The organism is Variovorax sp. GW821-FHT09B05 (assembly GCF_059418265.1).
Map to the genome: position 1 here is coordinate 132,061 of NZ_JBWKPN010000018.1, position 23,759 is coordinate 155,819.

Here is a 23,759-nt window from a genome sequence, read left to right on the forward strand (position 1 = left end):
CATGGCGCCCCGATGCTTCGCCCACCCGCATGCCGGGCTATGCTTGCCCGGCATGCCGCTGCTTCGCCGCCCTTCTCCTTCGTTTCGCTCCTGGCTCATGGCCGCGTGCCTGTTCATCGGCGCACCGGCCTTCGCCGCGACGTCCTGCCTGATGACGGCCGAAGCCCCTTCGCCACCACGCGCCCTCGCGATGGCCGCCGCCGCGCAGCGCGAGCACGAGGCCTTCGGCGCGCAGACCCTCGATGCCGAAGGCCGCATGGTCGACGCGGGCAGTTCCGAGGCCGAGGACGGACGCGTCTCGCGCTTCGCGCCCGCGCCGTGGCAGCGCGTGCTCGGCTACTGGGACGCGGTGGACCAGCCGCGCGTGAAGCTGCCCTCGCTGGTGCGCTTCGGTGCCTTGCGGCCGGCCGATCGCACGCTGCTGCTGGAGGCGCTGAACCAGGCCAGTGCTTCGCGCCTGATGGGGCTGGGCGTCGGGCCCGACCAGGGCCTCGACGCGGCCGAGCTGCATGCGATGGCGACCGCGGTGAACCGCGTCGCGGTGATCGACACGCCCTGGTCGGCCGCCTTCATCAGCTGGCTCGCGCGGCAGGCGGGACTGGGCGCGGACGAGTTCGTGTTCTCCGAGGCGCACGTGGACTACGCGGGCGCGGCCTGGAAGGCCGGCGTCGACGAAGCGGCGGGCCGTGCCACGCGCTTCGCGCTGCGGGCCTGCGATCTCGCGCTCACGCCGCCGCGCGTGGGCGACCTGGTGTGCCAGACACGCGGCGCGCGTTCGGCGCTCGACAGCTTCGCGAAGATCGGCACCGTGCTCGCGACGCGACCCACGGGCGGCGCGGCGCTGCCGATGCATTGCGACGTGGTGACGGCCGTCGACACGCGCGGTTTCGACGCGGTCGGCGGCAACGTGCTGCAGTCGGTCAGCTTGCGCCGGCTGGACTTCGCGCGGGGCATGCGGACGCTCGATCCGAGTTACCTGCCCGAAGGCTGCGCGGCGGACGCGGCGGGATGCATCGATCGGCACATGAGCCGGCAGCCCTGGTCGCTGCTGCTGCAGTGGCGCTGAAGCGGGCGCCTCAGCAGTTGTTGCGGCGCAGCCCCGCCATGTGGGCGCAGGGCCGGCGACCCGGACCGGGGTCGTGCACATGCGGCGGCGGAGGCTGCACGCGACGCCGCGGCGGCGGGTAGGGATAGGGATCGGGCCCCCAGAGATAGACCGGCTCGGGATCGGCCTGCGCCGCGCGCCCTTCGTCGGGATAGCGCGGAATGATCGACAGCCCCGGGTTCGAGGGCGGCGCCGGCGCGGCGGCGCTCGGCGGCGGCGCGTAATCGGGCGCGCGCGCGGGCGGTGCCGGCTGCAGGGCCGAAGGCGGCGGCGGCTCGGCGATCTGTACGGGCCGCGACGAACGCGTGCCGCTCGGGCAGGCACCGTCGGTGTAGACGGTGGCGCCATTGGCATCGAGGCAACGCACCACCTCGGCCGAGCTCGCCGATGCGCCCAGCACGAAGACCGCCGAGACGATCAGCGTGCGCAACGAGGTGACGGCGAGCAGAGGGGTTCGCATGAAGATGAGAAGGAGGCCGCGCCGGAACGACGCACGGGCAGGTTCATTCTGTGCGCTTTGTCGCGGCCCGCCAAGCGCCCCAGGCCCCGTCGCTCACAGCAAGCCGCCCATGCGCAGCGCCGCGGCCTTCAGCGCATCGATGCGGCGCTCGGCATCGGCCATCGACATGCGCGCGGTCGGCGCATGCACCGCGAGCGCGGCACGCACCTCGCCGGCCGCGTCGCGCACCGGCACGGCCACGGCCACCAGGCCGGCCATGAACTCCTCGCGGTCGCGCGAGAAGCCGTCCTGCGCGATCGCGTCGCACTCGGCGCGCAATGCGGCGGGGTCGGTGAGGGTGCTGGCCGTCATGCGCGGCAGCGGCAGGCCGTCGATCATCGCGTCGCGCGCCTTCTTCGGCATCTGCGCGAGAAAGAGCTTGCCGCTCGCGGTGCAGTGCAGCGGCACGTGCGAGCCCACGTCGAGCGTGAGCCGCAGCGGCCACTGGGCCTCGACGCGGTCGAGGTAGAGCACGCGCGCGCCGTCGAGCGTCGTGAGGTTGCAGGTCTCGCCGACCTCCTGCACCAGCGCGGCCAGCACCTCGTGGCGCAGGCCGCGCACGCTGCCGTGGTTCAGCGTGTCGAAGGCCAGCTGGCGCAGCGCGGGGCCGACGACGAAGGAGCGCTCGTCGAGGTCGCGCGCGAGAAAGCCGGTGGCCAGCAGTTGGGTGCAGATGCGGTGCGCGGTGCCCTTGGGCAGGCCCAGCTGCGCCGCGAGATCGGCCAGCGACAGCGCGCGGCCCTCGTGGGCCAGCAGCGCGAGCAGGCGCAGGCTGCGCTCGGCCGAGGAACCGGAAACGGGTTCCTCGACGGGGGCAACCACGGGCGCGGCAACAGGGGCGGCAGCGGAACGCGCGGGACGGGGCATGCGGGTAAACCTCTAAAGTGGAACATTGCGTTCCGAAAATCAATAACCTAGGATGCGGCGGACCGAGGCCATTGTTCCATCGCCGGACCGCACGCATGCCTGACTCTCGCAGTGAAGAAGCCTTCGACTACATCGTGGTGGGCGCCGGCTCGGCCGGCTGCGTGCTGGCGGCGCGCCTGAGCGAGGACCCGGCCACGCGCGTGCTGCTGCTCGAGGCCGGGCCGCGCGACAGCTCGCCATGGATCCACCTGCCGATCGGCTATGGCAAGACCATGTGGAGCCCGGTCTACAACTGGCGCTTCGAGACCGATCCCGATCCCAACATGAATGGCCGCCGCATCTACTGGCCGCGCGGCAAGACGCTGGGCGGCTCGAGCTCGATCAACGGCCTGATCTACATCCGCGGCCAGCGCGAGGACTACGACCACTGGGCCGCGCTCGGCAACCCGGGCTGGGGCTACGACGAGGTGCTGCCCTACTTCGTGCGCTCCGAGGGCAACCAGCGCGGCGCGAGCCAGTTCCACGGCGGCGACGGGCCGCTCAAGGTGTCGGACATCGGCGCGCGGCACGAGCTGATCGAGGCCTTCATCGAAGGCGCGCGGCAGACCGGCGTGCCGCGCACCGAGGACTTCAATGGCGCCGCGCAGGAAGGCGCGGGCTACTACCAGCTCACCACGCACCGCGGCCTGCGCTGCAGCACCGCCAAGGCCTACCTCGCGCCGGCGCGCCATCGCTCCAACCTGCGCATCGAGACCGAGGCGCTGGCCACCGGCCTGGTGTTCGAGGGCCGGCGCGCGGCCGGCGTGCGCTATCGGCAAGGCGGCGTGGAGAAGACAGCGCGCTGCCGCGCCGAGGTGCTGCTTTCGGCCGGCTCGATCCAGTCGCCGCAGTTGCTGCAGCTCTCGGGCGTGGGCCCGCGCGCGCTGCTCGATCGCTTCGGCATCGCACCGGTGCACGAACTGCCGGGCGTGGGCGAGAACCTGCAGGACCACCTGCAGATCCGCCTCGGCTACGAGTGCACCAAGCCGATCACCACCAACGACCAGCTCAACTCCTGGGCCGGCCAGCTCGGCCTGGGCCTCGAATGGCTGCTGCACCGCAGCGGCGCGCTCGCGATCGGCATCAACCAGGGCGGCTGCTTCATGCGCGCGCTCAAGGACGAGGCCGGCCGTCCCGTGGCCGCCACGCCCGACATCCAGTTCCACGTGGCCACGCTGTCGGCCGACATGGCCGGCGGCAAGGTGCATCCCTACTCGGGCTTCACCTTCTCGGTGTGCCAGCTGCGGCCCGAGTCGCGCGGCCACATCCGCATCCGCTCCACCGACGCGGCCGAGCCGCCCGAGATGCAGCCCAACTACCTCGCGACCGAACTCGACCGCGCCACGGCCGTGGCCGGCGTGAAGGCCGCGCGCGCCATCGCCGAGGCGCCCGCGATGCGGCCCTACGTCAAGCGCGAGGTGAAGCCCGGCGCCCAGGCCTCGAGCGATGCCGAGCTGCTCGAGTTCTGCCGCAACAACGGCGCCACCATCTTCCATCCCACCGGCACCTGCCGCATGGGGCACGACCCGCTCGCGGTGGTCGATGCGCGGCTGCGCGTGCACGGCATCGGCGGCCTGCGCGTGGTCGACTGCTCGGCCATGCCCACGCTGGTGTCGGGCAACACCAACGCCCCCGCGGTGATGATGGCCGAGAAGGCCGTCGACATGATCAGAGAGGACCACAGGGCGGCTTCGGCCGCGCACTAGCAGCAACGCATCCCGCACGGCCCGCCGAGACCGAAGACCAAGAGGCCGCCACGACAACACTCATCGGAGACAACACATGAGCAGTGCACGCGACGACGAGAAAACGATTCGCAGGGTGGTGATTTCGGCGCTGGTGGGCGCCACCATCGAGTGGTACGACTTCTTCCTCTACGGGGTGGTGGCCGGCATCGTGTTCAACAAGCTCTACTTCCCGGGCAGCGACCCGGTGGTGGCGACCTTGCTGGCCTACACCACCTTCGCCGTGGGCTTCGTCACGCGGCCCCTGGGCGGCGTGATCTTCGGCCACTTCGGCGACAAGATCGGGCGCAAGAGCATGCTGATCATCACGCTGATGATCATGGGCGTGGCCACCTTCCTGATCGGCCTGGTGCCCACCTATGCGCAGATCGGCATCGCGGCACCGCTGCTGCTGCTGGTGCTGCGCGTGGCGCAGGGCATCGGCCTGGGCGGCGAATGGGGCGGCGCGGTGCTCATGGCCTACGAGTACGCGCCCAAGGAGAAGCGCGGCTTCTATGCCTCGCTGCCGCAGATCGGGCTGGCCATCGGCCTGTGCCTGGCCTCGGGCGTGGTGGCACTGCTGTCGTGGCTCTTGACCGACGAGCAGTTCATGGCCTGGGGCTGGCGCATCGCCTTCCTGATCTCGGGCCTGATGGTCGGGGTGGGCATGTACATCCGGCTGCACGTGAAGGAAACGCCCGAGTTCGCCGCGGTGAAGGCGCGCAACGCCGAGCTGCGCATCCCGTTCATGGACATGCTGCGCCGCTATCCGGGCAATGTGTTGAAGGGCATGGGCGCGCGCTACATCGACGGCGTGTTCTTCAACATCTTCGGCGTGTTCTCCATCGCCTACCTCACGGGCACGCTCAAGCTCAGCCGCACCGATGCGCTGCTGGGCGTGATGGCCGCGGCCATCGTGATGTGCTTCGCCATCCCCTTCTTCGGCCGGCTGTCGGACCGGCTCGGCCGGCCCCGGGTCTACATGTGGGGCTCGCTGATCACCGCGGTGTCGGCCTTCCCGGGCTTCTGGCTGATGACGCACAGCGGCGGCAACGTGCTGCTGGTGTGGCTGTCGATCGTGATCCCCTTCGGCATCCTCTATGCCTCGGTCTACGGCCCCGAGGCCGCGCTGTTCTGCGACCTGTTCGACGCCAAGGTGCGCTACACCGGCATCTCCTTCGTCTACCAGTTCTCGGGCATCTTCGCCTCGGGCATCACGCCGATCATCGCCACCGCGCTGCTCAAGTCGGGCGGCGGCGAGCCGTGGCAGATCTGCCTGTACGTGCTGTTCGCGGGCGTGGTGTCGGCGTTGTGTGCCTGGCTGATCGGGCGCAGTCCCTCGCCGGCCGACGCGCCGGTGGTGGCGCCCGCGCGCTGACGCGCTCGGGCAAGCCGCCGTGCACGGTGGATCAGACACCGGCGCGCGGCGGCCGCTACCTTCGTGGCTTTCACCCTGGAGCCACGACGCATGAAGCGCACCGCCTTTTTCCACGACGAGAGAACGCTCTGGCACATCGCCGGGGCACCCCATGCCCTGATGCTGCCCGTGGACCGCTGGGTGCAGCCGATGGCGGGCGTCGGCATCGCCGAGGCGCCCGACACCAAGCGAAGGCTGAAGTCGCTGATGGACGTCTCGGGCCTCAGCGACAGGCTCGAGGTGCAGTCGGCGCCGCCGGCCTCGCAGGACGAGCTGCTGCGCGTGCACACGCGCGACTACCTCGCGCGCTTCAAGGCCGGCAGCGATGCCGCGGGCGGCGACATGGGCGATCTCGCGCCCTACGGCCCGGGCAGCTACGAGATCGCCGCGCTGTCGGCGGGCCTCGCGATCGCGGCCATGGATGGCGTGGTCGCGGGCAAGCATCCGAATGCCTATGCCTTCTGCCGCCCGCCGGGCCACCATGCCGGCGCCGACCGCGGCATGGGCTTCTGCATCCTCAACAACATCGCGATCGCCATCGAGGCCGTCCAGGCGCGCCACGGCATCGAGCGCATCGCCGTGATCGACTGGGACGTGCACTGCGGCAACGGCACGCAGCAGCTCTTCTACGGCCGCGGCGACGTGCTGACCATCTCGCTGCACCAGGAGCACTGCTTTCCGCCGGGCTACAGCGGCGCGCACGACCGCGGCGAGGGCGCGGGGCTGGGCTTCAACATCAACATCCCGCTGCAGCCGGGTGGCGGCCACAACGCCTACATGCAGGCCTTCGAGCGCATCGTGATTCCCGCGGTGGACCGCTTCGCGCCGCAACTGATCGTGGTGGCCAGCGGCCTCGATGCCAGCGGCGTCGATCCGCTCGCGCGCATGCTGCTGCATCCCGAGTCGTTCCGCCTCATGACCCGGCATGCGATGGCGCTCGCCGAGCGGCATGCGGGCGGCCGGCTGGTGATGGTGCACGAGGGCGGCTATTCGGAGGTGGCGGTGCCCTTCTGCGGCCTCGCGATCCTCGAGGAGCTGTCGGGCCACCGCACCGAGGTCGAGGATCCGCTCACGCCCTTCTTCGGCCTGATGCAGCCCTCGGCGCGCTTCGATGCCTTCCAGCTCGGGCTGATCGAGGAGCTGGCGGCGCTGCACGGGCTGCAGCGCTGAACCACGAACGAAGCCGGGCGGCTTCGTTCGCGCCGACTACCTGCGCGCCGCCGCGACCCGCTCGATGGTGCCCAGCGGCATGAGCTCGCGCAGTGCCTCGCGCGCACCGGCCACCAGGGCCTCGTCGCACAGCTCGGGCCGCCCCGTGCCATAGGGCGGCTGCGGCGCGTACTCCATCAGCAGCTCCACCATGCGGCCCGTGGCCTCGCCGGCGATCTCGCCGACCACGCGCACGCCGAAGTCGATGCCCGCGGTCATGCCGCCGCCGGTCATGCGGTTGCGGTCGATCACGATGCGGCCCGGGCTCGGGATCGCGCCCAGCAGCGCGAGCCGGTCGCGCGCATACCAGTAGCAGCCCGCGCGGTAGCCGTCGAGCAGCCCGGCCGCGGCCAGCAGCAGCGAGCCGTTGCACACGCTGGTGATCCAGGTCGAACGCGCGCCGACACGGGCGAGGAAGGCCTTGGTCTGCTCGTCCTCGAGCAGCGCGAACAGCGCCTTGGTGTTGCCCGGCACGAACAGCAGGTCGGGCGCCTCCCAGCAGTCGTCGAAGCCGTGCGTGGCGACCACGCTGACACCGGCATCCGAGGGCAGCGCGCCGGTGTGCTTCCAGGCGAGCTGCGACTCGAAGCCGGGGATGAAGGACAGCGCCTGCAGCGGACCCGCGAGGTCGATCAGGGTCATGCCCGGAAAGACCAGCGACAGCACCTTGAAGCTCATGACGGGAGCCCCGCCAGCAGTTCGAGCACCTGGGCCGGGGTCTGGGCCACGCCGGTGGTGTTGTGCTGCTCGAACAGCGTGTACCAGCCCGAGGCTTCGACGCCCTGGCAAAAGCCCGCGACCGCCTCGGCGCTGTCCATCTCCCACACGGCCCAGAACGAGACGGCGGGATCGGCATGGTCGACGCCGCGGTCGGCCACGCCCCAGCCCAGGGTGCGGATGCCGCCGGCCTTCATGGCCTCGATGGCGCCGAGCACGGCGTCGGCGAAGGCCCGGCGTTCGGCGGGCGTGCGGGCGATCCAGGCCGGCCTGGGCGTCCATTGTTCGATGAAGAGATGCTTGCTGCTCATGGGATTCCTCGGGTTGGATGAAGGGGCCGGCCGACGATAGCCAGCGCAGCGCGCGCGGCACGACTGCCGGTGCACCGTGTCTTGCACCAGCGTGCACGGCGTGGGCCCGCACGGCCCCGCCTTGCTTGTGGCGCGCCGCCAGACCGGCTGTAATGCCCGGACCATGCACGCCCAGTCCTGTTCCACGCTCGACGTTCCCGCCGCACAGCGGATGCGCTACTGGGAAAGCGCGATCGCGCCCTACTTCGGCCGGCTGCGCGGCGACGACGATGCGGGCGGCCCGGACTTCGAGGCCCGCTGCGACATCTACGACGTCGGCGGCCTGGGCGCCGTGCGCATGCAGGTGCCGCTCTCGCGCGTGACGCGCGAGGCCCGCGACGCGCTCGACAGCGGCGGCGGCTATTTCAAGCTCTCGATGCAGATCGCCGGCGCCGCCGACGTGCACGCGGCCAACCGCACGGTGCACCTGGGGCCGGGCGACTGGATCATGCTCGACCAGCGCCTGCCCTACACCTGGGAATCGGCCGCGCCGGCCTCGCTGTTCGGGCTGCAGATCCCGCGCGAGCGCCTCGCGGCGCTGGCCCTGCCTTCACTGGTGTGTTCGCGCGACGAGGCGCTGGCCGACAGCGGCATGGCGCCGATCCTCGGCGGCCACCTGCGCACGCTGAACACGCAGCTCGCGCATGTCACCGAGGATGCCGCCCACCTGCTGGCCGAGGCCTCGATCGGCCTGCTCGCGACCACCCTGTCGAGCGGCCGGCCGCATGCGCGCGCGCCGGTCGATGCGCTGGCCGCCGTGCGCCTGCGCGCGGTGCAGTACGTGCGGCTGCATGCGAGCGAGGCCACGCTCTCGGTCGATGCGATCGCCCATGCGCTGCGCTGCTCGCGGCGCTACCTCTACAAGGCCTTCGACGGCAGCGACGCGAGCCCCGAGCGGCTGATCTGGCAGACCCGGCTCGAGCGCTGCCACGAGGCGCTGCGCGATGCGCGCAACCACGCGCGCTCGGTCTCGTCGATCGCCTTCGAGAACGGCTTCAACAGCGATGCCCACTTCGCGCGCATGTTCCGCGCGCGCTACGGCCAGTCGCCCGCGCGGCTGCGGCGCGGCCTGCGGGCGCAGGCTCAGGGCAGCCGCTCCTCGTAGGCCTCGGCCGGCCGGTCGTTGGGCGACTGGAAGGCCGCCTTGAGCGAATCGCTCAGCGGGATGTTGATGACGGCGTTGCGCGGCGGGATCGGCGCCATGAACCAGCGCGCATAGAGCTTCTCGAGCGCGCCCGAGGCCATCGCGTTCGCGAGGTAGCCGTCGACCGCGCGCTTGAAGGCCGGGTCGTCCTTGCGGATCATGATCGCGATCGGCTCGATGCCCAGCGGCTTGCCGACGATGCGGAAGTCCGCCGGGTTGCGCGCGTTCGAGATGTTGCCCGCGAGCGTGTTGTCGTCCATCGCGAAGGCATCGGCGCGGCCGCTCTCGAGCAGCAGGAAGCTCTCGGCATGGTCCTTGGCCAGCACGATGTTCAGCGCCATGCCCTTGTTGTCCTGCTCGAGCTTGCGCAGCCGCTGCACGAGCGTGGTGCCCACGGTCGTGACCACGGTCTTGCCCCTGAGCTGCTCCGCCGACTCGATGCCGCTGGCCGCGCGCACGGCGAAGCGCGCCTCGGTGATGTAGGTGGTGCTGCCGAAGGCCACCTGCTGCTGGCGCGCGGCATTGTTGGTGGTCGAGCCGCACTCGATGTCGACGGTGCCGTTCTGCAGCAGCGGCACGCGGTTCTGCGAGGTCACGACCATCGGCCGCACCGCGACGCCGGGCAGCAGCTTCGCGAGCATCTGCTCGCAGAGCTCGACGTGGTAGCCGACGTAGCCGCCGCCCACCGCGTACGACAGCGGCGGCGAGGCCTCGCGCACGCCCATCACGAGGGTGCCGGCGGCCTTCGCCTTGGCGAGCGTGCCGCCAGGTTCCTGCGCGAAGGCGGCCAGCGCGGCGGCCGCGAGCACGGCACCGGCGAGCATCCGGTTCGGAGTCTTCATGGCGTCCTCCGGCGCGTCAGGCCGCGAGCGCCACCGGCGCGGGATGGGCGATCTCGTCCAGGCTCTCGCGCAGCGCGCGGTCGAGGATCTCGATGGCGCGGTCGATCTGCTCGTGCGCCACGTTGAGCGGCGGCGCGATGCGCCACACCGAGCCGCGCTCGGGCCGGCGCCGGATGTTCATGCTCAGGCCGAGCTCGAAGCACTTCTTCGTGGTGCGCGCGCCGAGCTCGTGATGGGGCAGCCGCGAGTCGCGGTCCTGCACCAGCTCCACGCCGAGCAGCAGGCCCTCGCCGCGCACGTCGCCGATCGCCTCGTAGCGCCGCTGCAGTTCGAGCAGTTGCCCGCGCAGGTAGGCGCCGGTGGTGCGCGCGCGCTCGATCAGGCCTTCGCTGCGGATGGTGTCGAGCACCGCGAGGCCGACGGTGGCGGGCAGCGGGTCGGAGACATGGCTGGTGTAGAAGGTGAAGCCCTTCTCGTGCACGTCCTGCTCGATGCGCGGGCTGGTCGCCACGGCGGCCAGCGGCAGGCCGCCGCCCATGGTCTTCGACACCGACATGATGTCGGGCACCACGCCGTAGAAGTCGGAGGCCGTGCGGTGGCCGATGCGGCCGAACGCGGTCTGGGCCTCGTCGAAGATCAAGAGCATGCCGCGCTCGTCGGCGGCGCGGCGCAGCGCCTGCATGTACGACCTGGGCGGCACCAGCACGCCGCCCGCGCTGATGATCGGCTCGATGATGATCGCGGCGCGCCGGCCGGTCGAGGCCATGTCGTACATCTTGAGGCCGAGCTCGAGGCAGGCCAGCGCCGACTCCTCGCCCGACATGCCGCGGATGTAGGGCCGGTAGGCGTTGGGCTCGGGCATCAGGTAGACGCCGGGCACGTGCACGCCATAGCCCTTGCGGTCGCTCGCGAACGACACCGCGCTGGTGCCGCCGGTCACGCCATGCCAGGAGCCGCCGACGGCCAGGATCTCGAAGCCGCCGGTGTACATCTTCGCCATGCGCAGCGCGACCTCGTTGCTCTCGGAACCGGTGTTCACGAACAGCGACTTGCTCAGCGGCGCGGGCATCCAGTCGGTGGCCATCTTCTGCGCCAGCTCGGCCACCACCTCGGGGATCATGCCGCTGAACAGGTGGAAGGCCTTCTCGCCGGCCTCGTGCACCGCGCGCACGATCGCCGGATGGTTGTGGCCGATGGTGGCGCACATCTGGCCCGAGGTGAAGTCGAGGATCTCGCGGCCCGTGTCGTCGACCACCACCGCGCCGCGGGCGCTGCGGAACAGGTTGGGGAAGGTGTCGCCGCCGTAGCGCACCATGTATTCCTTGGCGGCCGCGCGCAGTTGTTCGCTCATGTCCGAATCCTTTGCTGAAGTGGTGAGTGGATTCGCCAATGGTCGCGAGGCCCGCGCACGCGGTCCAATGTCGAGTTTGCATCCGGGCGCGATGCGCCGCACGCATCGCCCATGCACGCAAGCGATGGGCACGCGGCTTGCAGAATGCGCCGCACGCAAAGGAACAGAGGTCGCGATGGACACACGCTGGTTTCAGGATTTCGTCACCTTGGCCGAGGTGCAGAACTTCACGCGCGCGGCCGAGATGCGCAACGTCTCGCAGGCCGCGTTCAGCCGCCGCATCCAGGCGCTCGAGCAATGGCTGGGCGCCAAGCTGATCGATCGCGCGGCCTATCCCACGCGGCTCACGCCCGCGGGCGAGCGCTTCCGCAAGGTGGCCGCGGGCCTGCTCGACCAGATCGCCGATGCGCGCGCCGAGATCGGCGACGCGCCCGCGCGCAACCACGTGCGCATCGCCTCGACCTATGCGCTGGCCAGCACGCGGCTGCCGGCCTGGTGGGCGCGCTGGTCGGGCGCGGGCGACCTCAGCTGCAGCCTCGAGGTCGGCAACGTGCACGACACGCTGACGGCCTTCAGCGCGGGCTCGGCCGACGTGCTGATCGGCTTCCACCAGGCCGCGCATCCGCTGCAGCTCGATGCCGCGCGCTTCGAGCGCCGCGAGCTCGGCCTCGAGCGCGTGCGGCCCTACGTGTCGCGCGCGCTCGCCGCCTCGGAACGCTTCGCGCTGCCGGGCAGCGCGGCCAGCCCGGTGCCCTTGTTGATGTACTCGCCCAGCGGCTACTTCGCGCGCGTGGTCGCGACCGCGATCGAGCAGTCGGCACAACCGCTGGCCGGCTACCGGGCCTTCGAGTCCGAGATGACCGACGTGCTCGGCGACCTCGCGCAGCAGGGCATGGGCATGGCCTGGCTGCCCGACAGCTCCTTCGTCGCGGGCCGGCTCGGCGAGCTGGTGCCGGTGGGCGACGGTGCCTGGGACGTGGAGGTCGCGATCGTGGCCTGGCGCGCGCGGCTCAATGCGCGGCCCGCGGTCGCGCGGCTGTGGGAGCGCATCGGAGCCGACGCGCTGCCCGCCTAGGCCTCGGCCGGCATGCGCTCGGCGATCACCTCGCGCAGCAGCGGCAAGGCCGGCGCCTCGCTGCGGCCGGCCAGGGTCACGAGGCCGAAGCGCGCGCGGCCCAGCGGCGGGTGCACCGGCAGTGCGACCAGGTCGGGCGCCACCGCGCGCACCGCGAGCAGGATCGCGTCGCTGTCGCGCGCGAGCTCGACCAGGTTCGACAGCTCCGAACAGCGCAGGGTCACGCACTGGTCGGGATGCGCCTCGGGACCGTAGGCATCGACCATCGCGCGCACCACGTCACGCCCGAGACCGGTGGACGCGAGCGGATAGTCCTTGAGGCTCTGGAACGTCATCGGCCCGCGCTTGCGCGCGAGCGGATGGCCGCGCCGGCACATGAAGGCGCCGCCCATCTCCACCAGCGGCTCGACGCGCAGGTCGATGCTCGGCGTGACGGTGCGGAACTCGACCACCGCGGCGTCGAGCGTGCGCTGGCGCAGCGCCTGCACCAGCCGGTCGGTGTCGCCGCGCAGGATGTCGATGCGCACCGGCGCGCCACGGTAGGCCATGCGCTGCAAGAGCGGCGTGGCCAGCAATGCGCCGGGCCCGGCGCCGAGCCCCACGCGCAGGTGGGCGCCGCCGCCGCCGCGCGCGCTGGCCACGAGCTCCTGCGCATCGCCGACCAGGTGGCGCGCGCGCTCGAGCATCTCGCGCCCAAAATGCGAGAGCTCGCTGCGCCGGCCCACGCGGTCGAACAGCGCGCGGCCGAGCACCTCCTCGAGCGCATGGATGCTGCGGCTCAGCGCCGGCTGCGTGATCGACAGCGCCTTGGCCGAGCGCGTGAAGGAGCCCGTCTCGGCCACCGAGAGGAAGTGGCGCAGCTGCACGAAGGTCATGGCATGGAGGGGCCTGTTCATGCATTGGAATTATGGCTGTGGATAGAACAATGCATTGGACGCCTGGCAAGCCATTGCCTAGATTCGCGGCCGGTCCCTTTCCAGAACAAGCAAAGACACCTCACCCAGGAGACAGGTCCCTTCATGCATTCACTTCGCCAGCTTTCCCTCGCCGCCTGCCTCGCCTGCGCCGCCGTGCCCGCCGCCATGGCGCAAGGCGCCGCCCCCAACGCCCAGCGCATCGAGTCGCTCGCGCGCGAGGCCTATCCGCAGCTCGACACGCTCTACAAGGACATCCACGCCCATCCCGAACTCGGCTTCCAGGAGGTGCGCACGGCCGCCAAACTGGCCGAGCAGATGCGCGCCCTCGGCTTCGAGGTGACCGAGCACGTGGGCCGCACCGGCGTGGTCGCGGTCTTGCGCAACGGCGCCGGCCCCACGGTGCTGGTGCGCACCGAGCTCGACGCGCTGCCGATGCAGGAGAAGACCGGCCTGCCCTACGCGAGCCAGGCCAAGGCCACCTGGCAGGGCCGCGAGACCTTCGTCGCCCACAGCTGCGGCCACGACGTGCACATGGCGAGCTGGGTCGGCACCGCGCGCACGCTGCTCGCGCTCAAGGACCAGTGGCAGGGCACACTGGTGTTCGTCGCGCAGCCGGCCGAGGAGGCCAGCGGCGGCGCCAAGGGCATGCTGGCCGACGGGCTCTACAAGCGCTTCCCCAAGCCCGATGCCGCCTTCGCGCTGCACACCTCGGCCTCGCCCTACGGCTACGTCGGCTACCGCGCGGGGCCGATCACCTCGGCCTCCGACGGCTTCGAGATCGACTTCAAGGGCCGCGGCGGCCACGGCTCGGCACCGCACCGCGCGATCGACCCGATCGTGCAGGCGGCCCATTTCGTGACCGACGTGCAGACCGTGGTGAGCCGCGAGAAGGACCCGGCCGAGTTCGGCGTGGTGACGGTGGGCGCGATCCAGGCCGGCACCGCCGGCAACATCATTCCCGACTCGGCGCTGCTGCGCGGCACCATCCGCAGCTACAAGCCGCAGGTGCGCAAGCAGCTGATCGACGGCGTGCGCCGCACCGCGCTGGCCTCGGCCGCGATGGCGGGCGCGCCCGAACCCGCCATCGGCCTCGACCCGGCGCGCGGCAACGGCGCGGTGATCAACGACCAGGCGCTGGCGCAGCGCACCGTGGCCGCGCTCAAGGCGCAGCTCGGCGACGCGAAGGTGGTGCAGGTGCCGCCGATCACCGCCAGCGAGGACTTCTCGGAGTTCGCGGTGGAGGGCGTTCCCACCTTCTTCTTCTTCATCGGCGTGAACGATCCGAAGGAGGTCGCCGAGTCGCAGAAGGAAGGCGGCAAGCCCCTGCCCTTCAACCATTCGCCCTTCTTCGCGCCGGTGCCCGAGCCCTCGATCACGACCGGCGTGCAGGCGATGACGGCGGCGGTGCTGAGCGCGCTGGCGCCGAAGCGCTGAGGCCTTCTTTCGCTCAATCGATGCGGATCTGCGGCAGGAAAGCCTCGGCCAGCTTCTTCTGGCCCGAGGCATTGGGCAGGTCGCAGTCCGTGCTCCAGTCCTCGGGCGCGAGCTTGCCGTAGACCTCGGCCACCTGCACGCCGTTGTCGCGCGCGACTTCGCGGATCACGTCGTTGAGGCCCTTGGCGAACCGGCCGCCGCCCTCGAGGTAGTCGTCCACCAGCTGGCGGGTTTCCTGCGCGCCCTCGGCGAGCTTGCAGGCCCGGTACGGGTTGTCGTAGGTGCCCAGCACGATCGGGCTCTTCGGTGCCGCCGCCTTGAGCTGCGAGACGATCGACTGCAGATAGGCGCGCACCACGACCCAGTCGCCCTCGGTCGAACGGATCGCATCGATCTCCTGCAGCACCAGGTAGCGCTGCAGGTTGTCCGGCCGTGTGGAGGGCTTGAGGAAGGCGAAGCCCACCTCGTAGCCTTCGTGCACGGTGATGGCGCGCGGGTTGCGCACCTTTTCGGAGGGGTCGCGCTGGTAGGCCGCGATCAGCTCGAGCAGATAGGGCAGGCGCTTCTCGACCAGGTTCTGGATCGTGGCGCGGTTGTCATCGAAGCCCATCGCCGCCGACTTGGCGTTGTTGACGTAGCGGACCGGCCCGCCCTGCTGCGACGCGAGCGTCTTGTTGAGCAGCGCGCCGTAGGCATTCGCGTCGGGTGCCAGGCCCTGCCCGCCGAGCGCCCAGGCATCGCCGGCGGCGATCTGCAGCGGCATCTCCTGCGCGCCCTCCAGCGGGGCATTGGGCTCGTAGGTGGCATCGATCATGCGCACCGCGAACTGCGCGATCCAGTGCGACAGCATGTAGTCGAACTGCTTGTCCCAGCGGTCGCGGTAGAGCAACTGATCGCCGAGCAGCCGGATCGCCATGGCCCGCAGCGTCTTCTGGTTCGTGGTCTGGTGGATCCACCACAGGGCGAACGAACGCGACCAGTTCTGTGCCGTCATGTGCCACGAGGAATCCGAGGTCACGTTGATCGGCTCGACGTAGAAGCTGTCGGGCACGCGCGCCTTGAGCCATTCGGTCTGCTCGCTGCCGAGCACCCGCGCCACCGCGGCCAGGCGCATCAGGCACGGCGCGAAGAACTCCTCCGGGCGACCGGCGTCGTTGCTCACGGGACAGCTTTGGTCGAACTCCGGCTTCATCAGGTTCGAGGCCACGAAGTTCTTCGCGAATGTCGACAGCGACTCGTCGCGGACCCAGTCGCCCCAGAGCTTCAGATGCACCAGCGCCCATGGCAGGTTGGCGTAGTTGTGGGCCGTGTAGGACTCGAAGGGAAACTTGGCGCGGTCGTAGGTGACGGTGCGCAGCTCGATCTCCTCGGGCGTGAGCCGGGCGACGAGTTCCTTGATGCGCTTCGCGGCCGCATCGCCCAGCGGTCGGAAGTCCTTGTTGCCGGTCGCGAGCTCGCGCTCCTTCGCGAGGGCCAGGAACCACGAGAGCCCGTAGAAGTCCTCCGCGATGTTGCCGAACACGCCACTGTCGCCGGTGGTGCCCTGCATGTTGGTCATGTAGGCCAGCTCCTGCTGCACGAGTTCGGGCCGCAGCACGGCCTCGACCGCCTCGAGGTACTTCCTGTCCCCCGTGTGCCTGTGGATGGCATAGAGGGAATAGGCGGCATGCACGGCCGAATGCCAGTCGACGCAGCCATGGAACATCGGGCTCTTCGGATTGACGTCGTCGACCCTCGGCAGGCAGTCGAGGATCGGCGGCGCCAGCTGCTTCAGCATGTCGGCGCGCTGTTCCTCGAACAGCGGCCCGAGCGCGGGCAATGGATCGGGCGGCACCGGGTCGACGGGTGCCGGCGGCGGCGCGGCGGCGACCGGCACCGCGACCGGCACGAACACCGGCGGCCCGCCGCCGCCGTCGCCGCCGCAGCCCGCGAGGGCGGCCAGCAGCGCGACCGAGGCCACGATGGTTCCTGATTTCGAGACGACGGACAGCGTTTTCCTCATGGTTCTAGAACTCCCTGGTACGTGGTGAAGAAAGAAAGGACCGCTCGGCCACGGCACGCGCGCGCCATCGCATCGCACACCGACGGGCGGCGGCGCGATGGAAAGGCCAGGCCGGAAAGGGGCTGCGCAACGGCGGCGAGCGCCGCCGGCTACTGCGTCGGAATCGTGTTCATTGCATCTCCCTGATCGATGACATCCGCACGGCGGGCATGCCCCGTCGCGTGCGCCATCGGAAAGCAAAGCCCGGGCCAATCATTGAGCAATCCATTCCAATCGAGGCCTTTGCTTCTTATTTTTGTTGAACAATATTTTCATATTGCCCAACAAAGCAAGGGCGAGCACGCGTGGAAACCCTGCATGGCGGATCGCGGATCGAAGGGAGAGCGCCAGCCTCGACGGCCTGGCGGTGCCGACTACTTCAGCCGGTAGCTGAGCTTCTTGCCGCCGCGCACCTGGGCATCGAGGCCCAGCCATTCGCCGTCGGCCACGGCGTACCAGAGGTCGATCGGCTGCTCGGGCCCGCTCACACGCCAGCGCCGGGCCGCCACGCCGCGGCCGCGCACCTCGACGCGGCCCTCGTCGAGCGCGGCGATGCGCACCGGCTCGAGCTTGCCGGTCTGAGCATTGAGCAGCTGCTGCTGCGCGCGCATCGCGGGGTTCCAGTAGGCGAAGCTCATCACGCAGCCCGGCATCGCGCTGCGCCCGCGTGGCGTGACGACCACCAGCGCGGGGCCGTCGCCCTCCGACTCGCGCTCGGCGCGCACCTCGGAGCGGTCGCCGCCGTCGTTGGTGTCGGCATCGAGCCGGCGCAGGCAGTCGCCGCGCCAGTGCTCGACCGCCGAATGCCGATAGCGGTAGACCGTGACGCCCAGCAGCTTGACCGCGAATGCGGCCTCGCTGCTCAGCCGGCGCTCGTCGCCCGCGGCCGTGAGCACGAAGCGGTGCTCGCCGATCGGCGCGTCGTCGAGCAGCACGCGGAAATTCCATTCGCCCGTGGCGGGCGAGGCCACCGGCTGCGCGCCCGCCGCGAAGGCCAGTGCGCACGCCAGCGCCGTGCCGGCATGGCGCACCACCCTCATTTCGGCGGCCGGCGCACCGGCCCCGGCACGAAGGCGTTGGTGCGCACTATGTAGTCGCGGTAGGCCGGCCGCCGGTGGCCGATGTCGGCCTCGAGCAGGCGCACGCCCGACACGCGCAGCAGCAGCCAGGTCATGAGCAGTGGAGAGACCACGCTCCAGGCGCCGTCGAGGCCGGCCGCGCCCAGCGCCATCAGCCACAGCCCCCACCAGACGCAGGCTTCGCCGAAGTAGTTGGGATGGCGGCTGTAGCGCCACAGGCCGCGGTCCATCACCTGGCCGCGCTGCGAGGGATCGGCCTTGAAGCGCGACATCTGGGCATCGGCGATGGCCTCGAAGCCGATGCCGAAGGCCGCCAGCGCGCCGCCCGCGATGTCGAGCCAGCCCAGCGGCCGCGCGCCCGCCATGCCGACGAACAGCGGCGCCGAGACGATCCAGGCCAGCACCGCCTGCAGCCCGAACACCAGGTACAGGCTCTTGAGGCCGAAGCCCGGCTGGTTGCGCGCGCGGATCGCCTCGTAGCGCCGGTCCTCGCCGTGGCCCCAGTTGCGCGACGCCACATAGAGCGCCAGCCGCAGCCCCCACAGCAGCGCGAGCACGGCCATGGCCAGGCCGCGCGGGTCGTGCAGCGGTGCGTTCGGCAGCAGCACCAGGTAGACCAGGCCCGCGCCCGCGATCAGCAGCGGCCAGAAGCGGTCGATCAGGCTCGCGTCGCGCCGCGCCAGGCTCTCGAGCCAGACCACCAGCGCGACCGCGGCGGTGAAGGCGAGGCCGGCGAAGGCGGCTTCCAGCGGGCTGAATCTCATCGGTCCGGCTTCAGGCGCGCCGCTCGAACAGGTAGTGGCTGACCCACCAGCGCTGCCCGTGCTCGTAGCCGAACAGCTCGGCCACCGACATGAAGAACAGGCGCCAGCGCGTCCACCAGACATGGGCCTGGTCGCCGTAGGTGGCCTGGAACAGCGGGCGCAGCGCCTCGCGGCGCTGGTCCATGTTGCGCAGCCAGGCCTCGGCGGTGCGCTGGTAGTGGCGGCCTTCCCAGCGCCAGCGGCGCAGCAGCCGCAGGTCGTCCTGGCAGTGCAGCGCGAGGTCGTCGCTGGGCATCATGCCGCCCGAGAAGAAGTGCTCGCTCATCCAGTCGCTGGCGTCGCGCACCTCGAAGGGATAGGGCGCCTCGCGGTGCACGAACACGTGCATGAAGAAGCGCCCGCCGGGCCGCAGCCAGCGCGCCACGTTGGCGAAGGCCTGCGGCCAGTTGCGCAGGTGCTCGAACATCTCGACCGAGACCACGCGGTCGAAGCGCTCCTCGGTGTCGAACACGTTGATGTCGCGCGTGAGCACCCGCACATTGGCCAGCCCGCGCCGCGCGGCCTCGGCCTCGATGTATTCGCGCTGCGAGGCCGAGTTCGACAGCGCCGTGATCCGGCTGCCCGGGTAGTGCGCGGCCATCCACAGCGTGAGCGAGCCCCAGCCGCAGCCGAGCTCGAGGATGTCCTGGCCGTTGTCCAGCCCGGCGCGCTCGCAGGTGCTGGCCAGCGCGGCCGATTCGGCCTCCTCGAGCGTGCGCGTGCCCTCGGGCCAGTAGCAGCTGCTGTACTTGCGGTGGTTGCCGAGCACCTGGCCGAAGAAGGCGGCCGGCACCTCGTAGTGCTGGGCATTGGCCTTCTCGGGCAGCGGCGCCAGGCTGGCCGAGCGCATGCGCCCGACGAACTCCTGCGTCAGCTCGGCCACGGCCGGGGTGTTGCCGGCATACAACTCCGACAGCCGGTCCTTGAGCAGGCGCCGGATGCCGCGGCGCACCACGGTATCGGGCACCAGGCCCTTCTCGACCCAGCGGATGGCGAACGCGATGTCCTGCGGCATGGCTTCTTCTTCCTTCTCGTGCATGTTGGCGGGCCCCGCCGTCCGGGACCGATCACCCCCTGTACGCAGCCGGCGGCGATCCGGATGCAACCGGATGCGTCCGGTGGGCGCAAACCAAGGTTGCACCATGCCCCTGCGCCGGCGCGGGCCTCTGGCCGAACTGGAACAATGCGCCCACTCTCATGGACGGACTCGATCTCATCAAGACATTTCGCGAAGTCGCGTTCCGGCGCAGCTTCTCGCGCGCGGCCCTGTCGCTGGGCATGTCGAAGGCCACCGTCAGCCGCTACGTGGCCGAACTCGAGGAGCGCAGCGGCGTGCGGCTGCTCAACCGCTCCACCCGCTCGCTGAGCCTGACCGACGCCGGCGAGGTGCTGCTCGAGCGCAGCACCCAGCTGGTCGACATGGCCGAGAACACCCTCAACGACCTGCAGGCCCACGGCGCCCACCCGCGCGGCCGGCTGCGCATGAGCGCGCCGCACGGGCTGATCGCCGGCTGGCTCTCGGACGTGATCGCCGAGTTCATCAAGCGCTATCCCGACGTCTACGTGAGCCTGGTCTTCACCAACAGCGCGGTCGACCTGATCGGCGAGGGCATCGACATCCACCTGACCGGCGGGCGCATCGACGACATGAACCTGATCGTGCGGCGGCTGGTGCAGTTCGACATGGTGGTCTGCGCCACCCCGGCCTACTGGGCGCTGCGCGGCATGCCGCGCGTGCCGGCCGACCTGAGCCGGCACGACGTGCTCAGCTATTCGGCCGCCTCGACCACCCACCTGCCCTTCGAGACCGAAGGCGAGGCCTACGAGGTGCCGGTGCACAGCCGCATGGAGGCCAACGACGCGGTCGCGCTGATCGAGCTGGCGCTGCGCAGCGTGGGCGTGGCCTACGTGCCCGAGCCGCTGGCCCAGTCGCACCTGGAGCGCGGCGCGCTGGTGCCGGTGCTGCGCGAGCACATGCCGCACGACCACTGGCTCTATGCCGCCTATTCGCAGCGGCGCCACAACAGCGCGGCGATGCGCGCGATGCTCGATTTCCTCGAGCAGTCGATGGGGCCGGGCGGCGCCCTGCCCTCGACCATGCCGCCGGCCGTGCCGGTCTCGCCGCCCGCCGCGCCTTCTTCTACATGCGCCCTTTCCAGGGAACCAGACGCCGCTCGAGCCAGCGCATCAGCAGGTCGAACAGATACGCCACCACCCCGATGACCACGATCCCCATGATCACGATGTCGGTGCGCAGGAAGTTCGACGCGTTGAGCACCATCTGACCCAGCCCCATGTTGGCCGCCACCATCTCGGCGGCCACCAGCGTGGTCCAGCCGAAGCCGATCGCGATGCGCATGCCGACCAGGATGTCGGGCAGCGCCGAGGGCAGGATCACGTGGCGGATCACCTGCAGGTAGCTCGCGCCCATCGAGTAGGCCGCGTTGATCTGCTCCTGCGAGGCGCTGCGCATGCCCGAGCGCGCGGCCAGCGCCAGCGGCGCGAAGCAGCTCAGGAAGATCAGCAGCACCTTGGGCAGCTCGTCGATGCCGAACCAGATGATGATCAGCGGCAGGTAGGCCAGCGGCGGCAGCGGCCGGTAGAACTCCAGCGGCGGATCGAAGATGCCGCGCCAGAAGCGGCTCATGCCCATCGCGATGCCCACGGGGATGGCCGTGACGCAGGCCAGCAGGAAGGCCGAGAACACGCGGAACATGCTCGCGAGGAAGTGCTGCCACAGCGGCTTGTCGTTGGCCTGGCCGGTCAGGTATTCGTAGAACTGCTGGAACACCGCCTGCGGCGTCGGCAGGAACAGCGGCTTGACCCAGCCCATGTTGGTGACCAGGAACCACAGCGCGATCAGCGTCAGCACCGTGACCACGCTGATCGTGAAGCTCGAGCCCTCGCCCGGCACCTTGAAGGCGCTGGTCTTGAGCTTGGCGCCGGGCGCGGGCGGCGGGACGACTGCTGGCTTGGTGGGAGGCGTCATGGCGACCGATGCGATGCTGGCCTCAGGCATGGGCGGCCTCGCGGTGGTGGATGATGGAGAGCACTTCCTCGCGCATGCGGATGAATTCGGGCTCGGACTTCACCTTGCGCGAATCGCCGTGCGAGAGGTACTGGCGCGAGAACGGCACCTCGTCGTAGACGTGCGAGATGCGCCCCGGGCTCGGGCTCATCACGATCAGCCGGGTGGCGAGGAACAGCGCCTCCTCCACCGAGTGGGTGATGAAGAACACCATCTTGTTCGAGGTCGACCAGGCCTGCAGCAGGATCTCCTGCACCTGTTCGCGCGTGAAGGCGTCGAGCGCGCCCATCGGCTCGTCCATCAGCAGCACGGCCGGATCGCTGGCCAGCGCGCGCGCGATGCCCACGCGCTGCTGCATGCCGCCCGAGAGCTCGTACACCGCGCGGTCGGCGTACTTCTGCAGCCCGACCAGCGCGAGCTTTTCTTCCGCCACGCGGTCGCGCGTGGCGCGGTCGACGCCCGCGAGCCGCAAGCCCAGCGCCACGTTGTCGCGCACGTTGAGCCAGGGCATGAGCGCATGCTTCTGGAACACCACGCCGCGGTCGGCACCCGGGCCGGCCACGGGTTGGCCGTCGAGCAGGATCTCGCCGGTGGACGGCGGCAGGAAGCCCGCGATGCAGTTCAAGAGCGTGGTCTTGCCGCAGCCCGAGGCGCCGAGCGCGACCACGAAGTCGCCGTCGTGCATGCGCAGGTTGACCGGCGCCAGCGCCTGCAGGGTGCCGCCCTTGACGGCGTAGTTGACCGTGAGGTCGCGGATGTCGAGCGTGGGCATGGGCTTTTTTGCTTACTGCACCGCGCTCACTTGGCCGCCAGGGCCTTCTCGACGTACGTGGTGGTCACGTAGGCCGAGTAGTCGGGCTTGACTTCCTGCACCCGGCCCTGCTCCTTGAGGAAGGCCGCCGTGTTCGCCATCGCCTTGGCCGCGCCGCCGCCGAGCCAGGTCGGCGAGAGCTGCTCGGACAGGGTCGGGAAGCTGTAGAGCGCCATCGCCGCGCCCACGTCCTTCGGATCGGCCTTGGTCCACTTGGCCATCGCCTTGGTCTGCGGCGAGTCGGGCGTCCAGCTCTTGCCCGAGGCCTTGTACTCGTCGTTGGCGCGGTTGAGCGCCTTCACGAACGCCACCATGAAGGCCTCGTTCTCGGCCGCCCACTTGGCGTTGACCACGATGCCCTCGAAGGTCGGCGCGCCGCGCTTGCCGATGCTGCCCGAGGTGGCGATCACCTTGCCGCTGGAGCGGATCTTGGAGAGCACCGGGTCCCAGATGAAGGTGGCGTCGATGTCGCCGCGCTCCCAGGCCGCCGCGATCTCGGGCGGACGCATGTTCATCACGTTGACCTTCTTCGCGTCGACTCCTTCCATCTTCATCGCGGCCATGAGCTGGTAGTGGGCGGTGGAGACGAAGGGCGTGGCCACCTTCTTGCCCGCGAGGTCCTTGAGGCTCGCGATGCCCGAGGCATTGCGCGCCACCAGTGCCTCGGCGTCGGCGATGTCGGCCGAGATCCAGAACAGCTTGATGTCCTGCCCCTGGCTGGCCGCGGCCGTGAGCGGGCTCGAGCCGGTCTCGCCCATCTGCACGTCGCCCGAGGCCATGGCGCGGATCACGTCGCCGCCGCCCGAGAACATGCGCCAGTTGATCTTGTAGCCGGTGGCTTTTTCAACCTCGCCCGACTCCATGACTAGGCGCAGCGGGACGAGCATGTCCTGGTGGGCGAAGGTGAGTTCCTTGGCCTTCTGGGCGAAGGCGGTGCCGGTGGTGGCCAGCACGAGCAGCGCTGTGGCTGCGATTGCACGGTGCAGGGATCGACGCGTGTTCATCCGGGTTCTCCTTGTCTGTTGCGGGCGGCGCTGGCCGAGGCTTCGGTGCGAGGGGTACTGTGCATGGTTGGGGGTGGGGTGCAAAGTGCCAGGGGTGGGAGGGGGGAGGTGCCAGTGGACTGGGACTTACCCTTGTTTGGTGCTTGGGGGCACGGGGGAGGTGCGTTTTTTGTTTTGTGGTTTGTGGTTTGTGGTTTGTTTGGGAGGTTGGTTTCTTTGGTGAGGCCGTTGGCCGGGTCTCGCCCCGGCGGGCGACTTACTTTTCTTGTCTCGCCAAGAAAAGTAAGCAAAAGAAGGCGACCC

At 70.3% G+C, this 23,759-nt stretch carries 22 protein-coding genes; 8 read left to right on the plus strand and 14 right to left on the minus strand.

The genetic code is table 11. The features are described 5' to 3' along the window. Nucleotides 1–97: 97 nt before the first annotated feature. The gene (locus AC07RM_RS34320; RefSeq protein ID WP_495337324.1) at nucleotides 98–1,066 is read left to right on the plus strand and encodes a DUF2272 domain-containing protein; all 969 of its coding nucleotides are present in this window, start codon (nucleotides 98–100) and stop codon (nucleotides 1,064–1,066) included. A 10-nt stretch (nucleotides 1,067–1,076) separates the two neighbouring features. On the opposite strand, the gene AC07RM_RS34325 is transcribed toward AC07RM_RS34320, so the two are convergent. Further along, complete coding sequence (locus tag AC07RM_RS34325) at nucleotides 1,077–1,565, minus strand: DUF4124 domain-containing protein (RefSeq protein ID WP_495337325.1); 489 nt, start codon at nucleotides 1,563–1,565, stop codon at nucleotides 1,077–1,079. Nucleotides 1,566–1,658: 93 nt separating this feature from the next. Further along, nucleotides 1,659–2,471: an IclR family transcriptional regulator gene (locus AC07RM_RS34330; protein WP_093340321.1), complete on the minus strand. Its 813-nt coding sequence runs from the start codon at nucleotides 2,469–2,471 to the stop codon at nucleotides 1,659–1,661. Between the two features lie 95 nt (nucleotides 2,472–2,566). Between AC07RM_RS34330 and AC07RM_RS34335 the strand changes: the two genes are divergently transcribed. The 3 genes from AC07RM_RS34335 (at nucleotide 2,567) to AC07RM_RS34345 (ending at nucleotide 6,821) form a co-directional block, all read left to right on the plus strand. Next, a complete protein-coding gene (locus AC07RM_RS34335; protein WP_495337326.1) occupies nucleotides 2,567–4,216 on the plus strand; it encodes a GMC family oxidoreductase in 1,650 nt (549 codons plus the stop codon). A gap of 76 nt (nucleotides 4,217–4,292) precedes the next feature. Further along, the gene (locus tag AC07RM_RS34340) at nucleotides 4,293–5,612 is read left to right on the plus strand and encodes an MFS transporter (RefSeq protein ID WP_093340324.1); all 1,320 of its coding nucleotides are present in this window, start codon (nucleotides 4,293–4,295) and stop codon (nucleotides 5,610–5,612) included. A gap of 90 nt (nucleotides 5,613–5,702) precedes the next feature. After that, a complete protein-coding gene (locus tag AC07RM_RS34345; RefSeq protein ID WP_495337327.1) occupies nucleotides 5,703–6,821 on the plus strand; it encodes a class II histone deacetylase in 1,119 nt (372 codons plus the stop codon). A gap of 36 nt (nucleotides 6,822–6,857) precedes the next feature. Here the strand turns inward: AC07RM_RS34345 and AC07RM_RS34350 are convergent, their stop codons facing one another. After that, on the minus strand, nucleotides 6,858–7,538 hold the full coding sequence (locus tag AC07RM_RS34350; protein WP_495337329.1) for a DJ-1/PfpI family protein: 681 nt from the start codon (nucleotides 7,536–7,538) through the stop codon (nucleotides 6,858–6,860). Beyond that, the gene (locus tag AC07RM_RS34355; protein WP_495337331.1) at nucleotides 7,535–7,888 is read right to left on the minus strand and encodes a DUF6616 family protein; all 354 of its coding nucleotides are present in this window, start codon (nucleotides 7,886–7,888) and stop codon (nucleotides 7,535–7,537) included. The genes AC07RM_RS34350 and AC07RM_RS34355 overlap by 4 nt, the downstream gene beginning before the upstream one ends. A gap of 163 nt (nucleotides 7,889–8,051) precedes the next feature. On the opposite strand from AC07RM_RS34355, the gene AC07RM_RS34360 reads away from it, so the two are divergent. Beyond that, entirely contained in the window at nucleotides 8,052–9,032 is a 981-nt protein-coding gene (locus AC07RM_RS34360) for an AraC-like ligand-binding domain-containing protein (RefSeq protein WP_495337333.1), read from the plus strand. On the opposite strand, the gene AC07RM_RS34365 is transcribed toward AC07RM_RS34360, so the two are convergent. Together AC07RM_RS34365 and AC07RM_RS34370 are read right to left on the minus strand one after the other, a co-directional pair. Next, the gene (locus AC07RM_RS34365) at nucleotides 9,011–9,913 is read right to left on the minus strand and encodes a transporter substrate-binding domain-containing protein (RefSeq protein WP_495337335.1); all 903 of its coding nucleotides are present in this window, start codon (nucleotides 9,911–9,913) and stop codon (nucleotides 9,011–9,013) included. The genes AC07RM_RS34360 and AC07RM_RS34365 overlap by 22 nt on opposite strands. A gap of 16 nt (nucleotides 9,914–9,929) precedes the next feature. After that, nucleotides 9,930–11,264 carry an aspartate aminotransferase family protein gene (locus tag AC07RM_RS34370; RefSeq protein WP_093340332.1) on the minus strand — a complete coding sequence of 445 codons (1,335 nt, stop codon included), beginning with the start codon at nucleotides 11,262–11,264 and terminating at the stop codon, nucleotides 9,930–9,932. 175 nt (nucleotides 11,265–11,439) lie between these two features. On the opposite strand from AC07RM_RS34370, the gene AC07RM_RS34375 reads away from it, so the two are divergent. Next, entirely contained in the window at nucleotides 11,440–12,339 is a 900-nt protein-coding gene (locus AC07RM_RS34375; RefSeq protein WP_495337337.1) for a LysR family transcriptional regulator, read from the plus strand. Here the strand turns inward: AC07RM_RS34375 and AC07RM_RS34380 are convergent. Then, on the minus strand, nucleotides 12,336–13,235 hold the full coding sequence (locus tag AC07RM_RS34380; RefSeq protein ID WP_495337338.1) for a LysR family transcriptional regulator: 900 nt from the start codon (nucleotides 13,233–13,235) through the stop codon (nucleotides 12,336–12,338). The two genes, AC07RM_RS34375 and AC07RM_RS34380, sit on opposite strands and share 4 nt — an antisense overlap. A 123-nt stretch (nucleotides 13,236–13,358) precedes the next feature. Between AC07RM_RS34380 and AC07RM_RS34385 the strand changes: the two genes are divergently transcribed. Further along, nucleotides 13,359–14,690 (plus strand): amidohydrolase, encoded by a 1,332-nt coding sequence (locus AC07RM_RS34385; RefSeq protein WP_495337339.1) that lies wholly within the window; start codon nucleotides 13,359–13,361, stop codon nucleotides 14,688–14,690. A gap of 13 nt (nucleotides 14,691–14,703) precedes the next feature. Here the strand turns inward: AC07RM_RS34385 and AC07RM_RS34390 are convergent, their stop codons facing one another. From AC07RM_RS34390 to AC07RM_RS34405, 4 genes are all read right to left on the minus strand, one after another. Continuing rightward, nucleotides 14,704–16,692, minus strand: coding sequence for a DUF2891 family protein (locus AC07RM_RS34390; RefSeq protein WP_495337340.1), 1,989 nt, complete (start codon nucleotides 16,690–16,692; stop codon nucleotides 14,704–14,706). 413 nt (nucleotides 16,693–17,105) lie between these two features. Continuing rightward, the gene (locus AC07RM_RS34395) at nucleotides 17,106–17,771 is read right to left on the minus strand and encodes a DUF6134 family protein (protein ID WP_495337342.1); all 666 of its coding nucleotides are present in this window, start codon (nucleotides 17,769–17,771) and stop codon (nucleotides 17,106–17,108) included. Then, nucleotides 17,768–18,574, minus strand: a complete 807-nt coding sequence (locus AC07RM_RS34400; protein ID WP_495337343.1) for a DUF1295 domain-containing protein — start codon at nucleotides 18,572–18,574, stop codon at nucleotides 17,768–17,770. The genes AC07RM_RS34395 and AC07RM_RS34400 overlap by 4 nt, the downstream gene beginning before the upstream one ends. Before the next feature lie 10 nt (nucleotides 18,575–18,584). Beyond that, on the minus strand, nucleotides 18,585–19,628 hold the full coding sequence (locus AC07RM_RS34405) for an SAM-dependent methyltransferase (RefSeq protein WP_093341227.1): 1,044 nt from the start codon (nucleotides 19,626–19,628) through the stop codon (nucleotides 18,585–18,587). 182 nt (nucleotides 19,629–19,810) lie between these two features. Between AC07RM_RS34405 and AC07RM_RS34410 the strand changes: the two genes are divergently transcribed. After that, nucleotides 19,811–20,836, plus strand: a complete 1,026-nt coding sequence (locus AC07RM_RS34410) for a LysR family transcriptional regulator (RefSeq protein ID WP_495337344.1) — start codon at nucleotides 19,811–19,813, stop codon at nucleotides 20,834–20,836. Here AC07RM_RS34410 and AC07RM_RS34415 read toward each other — a convergent pair. Genes AC07RM_RS34415 through tauA form a run of 3 tightly spaced genes read right to left on the minus strand, consistent with a single transcriptional unit; the run spans nucleotide 20,754 to nucleotide 23,456 of the window. Then, nucleotides 20,754–21,632: an ABC transporter permease subunit gene (locus AC07RM_RS34415; protein ID WP_495337345.1), complete on the minus strand. Its 879-nt coding sequence runs from the start codon at nucleotides 21,630–21,632 to the stop codon at nucleotides 20,754–20,756. The two genes, AC07RM_RS34410 and AC07RM_RS34415, sit on opposite strands and share 83 nt — an antisense overlap. Then, a complete protein-coding gene (locus tag AC07RM_RS34420) occupies nucleotides 21,625–22,413 on the minus strand; it encodes a taurine ABC transporter ATP-binding protein (RefSeq protein WP_057595008.1) in 789 nt (262 codons plus the stop codon). The genes AC07RM_RS34415 and AC07RM_RS34420 overlap by 8 nt, the downstream gene beginning before the upstream one ends. 26 nt (nucleotides 22,414–22,439) lie before the next feature. Beyond that, entirely contained in the window at nucleotides 22,440–23,456 is a 1,017-nt protein-coding gene (tauA, locus tag AC07RM_RS34425; protein WP_093340345.1) for a taurine ABC transporter substrate-binding protein, read from the minus strand. Nucleotides 23,457–23,759 lie beyond the last annotated feature (303 nt).

Bases quoted from the DNA above. Each gene is read 5' to 3' on its own strand.
- AC07RM_RS34320 (WP_495337324.1), top strand. From the start codon at position 98: ATGGCCGCGTGCCTGTTCATCGGCGCACCGGCCTTCGCCGCGACGTCC.
- AC07RM_RS34355 (WP_495337331.1), bottom strand. From the start codon at position 7,888: ATGAGCAGCAAGCATCTCTTCATCGAACAATGGACGCCCAGGCCGGCC.
- AC07RM_RS34360 (WP_495337333.1), top strand. From the start codon at position 8,052: ATGCACGCCCAGTCCTGTTCCACGCTCGACGTTCCCGCCGCACAGCGG.
- AC07RM_RS34365 (WP_495337335.1), bottom strand. From the start codon at position 9,913: ATGAAGACTCCGAACCGGATGCTCGCCGGTGCCGTGCTCGCGGCCGCC.
- AC07RM_RS34335 (WP_495337326.1), top strand. From the start codon at position 2,567: ATGCCTGACTCTCGCAGTGAAGAAGCCTTCGACTACATCGTGGTGGGC.
- AC07RM_RS34410 (WP_495337344.1), top strand. From the start codon at position 19,811: ATGGACGGACTCGATCTCATCAAGACATTTCGCGAAGTCGCGTTCCGG.
- tauA (WP_093340345.1), bottom strand. From the start codon at position 23,456: ATGAACACGCGTCGATCCCTGCACCGTGCAATCGCAGCCACAGCGCTG.
- AC07RM_RS34405 (WP_093341227.1), bottom strand. From the start codon at position 19,628: ATGCCGCAGGACATCGCGTTCGCCATCCGCTGGGTCGAGAAGGGCCTG.
- AC07RM_RS34370 (WP_093340332.1), bottom strand. From the start codon at position 11,264: ATGAGCGAACAACTGCGCGCGGCCGCCAAGGAATACATGGTGCGCTAC.
- AC07RM_RS34420 (WP_057595008.1), bottom strand. From the start codon at position 22,413: ATGCCCACGCTCGACATCCGCGACCTCACGGTCAACTACGCCGTCAAG.
- AC07RM_RS34380 (WP_495337338.1), bottom strand. From the start codon at position 13,235: ATGAACAGGCCCCTCCATGCCATGACCTTCGTGCAGCTGCGCCACTTC.
- AC07RM_RS34345 (WP_495337327.1), top strand. From the start codon at position 5,703: ATGAAGCGCACCGCCTTTTTCCACGACGAGAGAACGCTCTGGCACATC.
- AC07RM_RS34375 (WP_495337337.1), top strand. From the start codon at position 11,440: ATGGACACACGCTGGTTTCAGGATTTCGTCACCTTGGCCGAGGTGCAG.
- AC07RM_RS34385 (WP_495337339.1), top strand. From the start codon at position 13,359: ATGCATTCACTTCGCCAGCTTTCCCTCGCCGCCTGCCTCGCCTGCGCC.
- AC07RM_RS34325 (WP_495337325.1), bottom strand. From the start codon at position 1,565: ATGCGAACCCCTCTGCTCGCCGTCACCTCGTTGCGCACGCTGATCGTC.
- AC07RM_RS34415 (WP_495337345.1), bottom strand. From the start codon at position 21,632: ATGCCTGAGGCCAGCATCGCATCGGTCGCCATGACGCCTCCCACCAAG.
- AC07RM_RS34395 (WP_495337342.1), bottom strand. From the start codon at position 17,771: ATGAGGGTGGTGCGCCATGCCGGCACGGCGCTGGCGTGCGCACTGGCC.
- AC07RM_RS34330 (WP_093340321.1), bottom strand. From the start codon at position 2,471: ATGCCCCGTCCCGCGCGTTCCGCTGCCGCCCCTGTTGCCGCGCCCGTG.
- AC07RM_RS34350 (WP_495337329.1), bottom strand. From the start codon at position 7,538: ATGAGCTTCAAGGTGCTGTCGCTGGTCTTTCCGGGCATGACCCTGATC.
- AC07RM_RS34340 (WP_093340324.1), top strand. From the start codon at position 4,293: ATGAGCAGTGCACGCGACGACGAGAAAACGATTCGCAGGGTGGTGATT.
- AC07RM_RS34390 (WP_495337340.1), bottom strand. From the start codon at position 16,692: ATGAGGAAAACGCTGTCCGTCGTCTCGAAATCAGGAACCATCGTGGCC.
- AC07RM_RS34400 (WP_495337343.1), bottom strand. From the start codon at position 18,574: ATGAGATTCAGCCCGCTGGAAGCCGCCTTCGCCGGCCTCGCCTTCACC.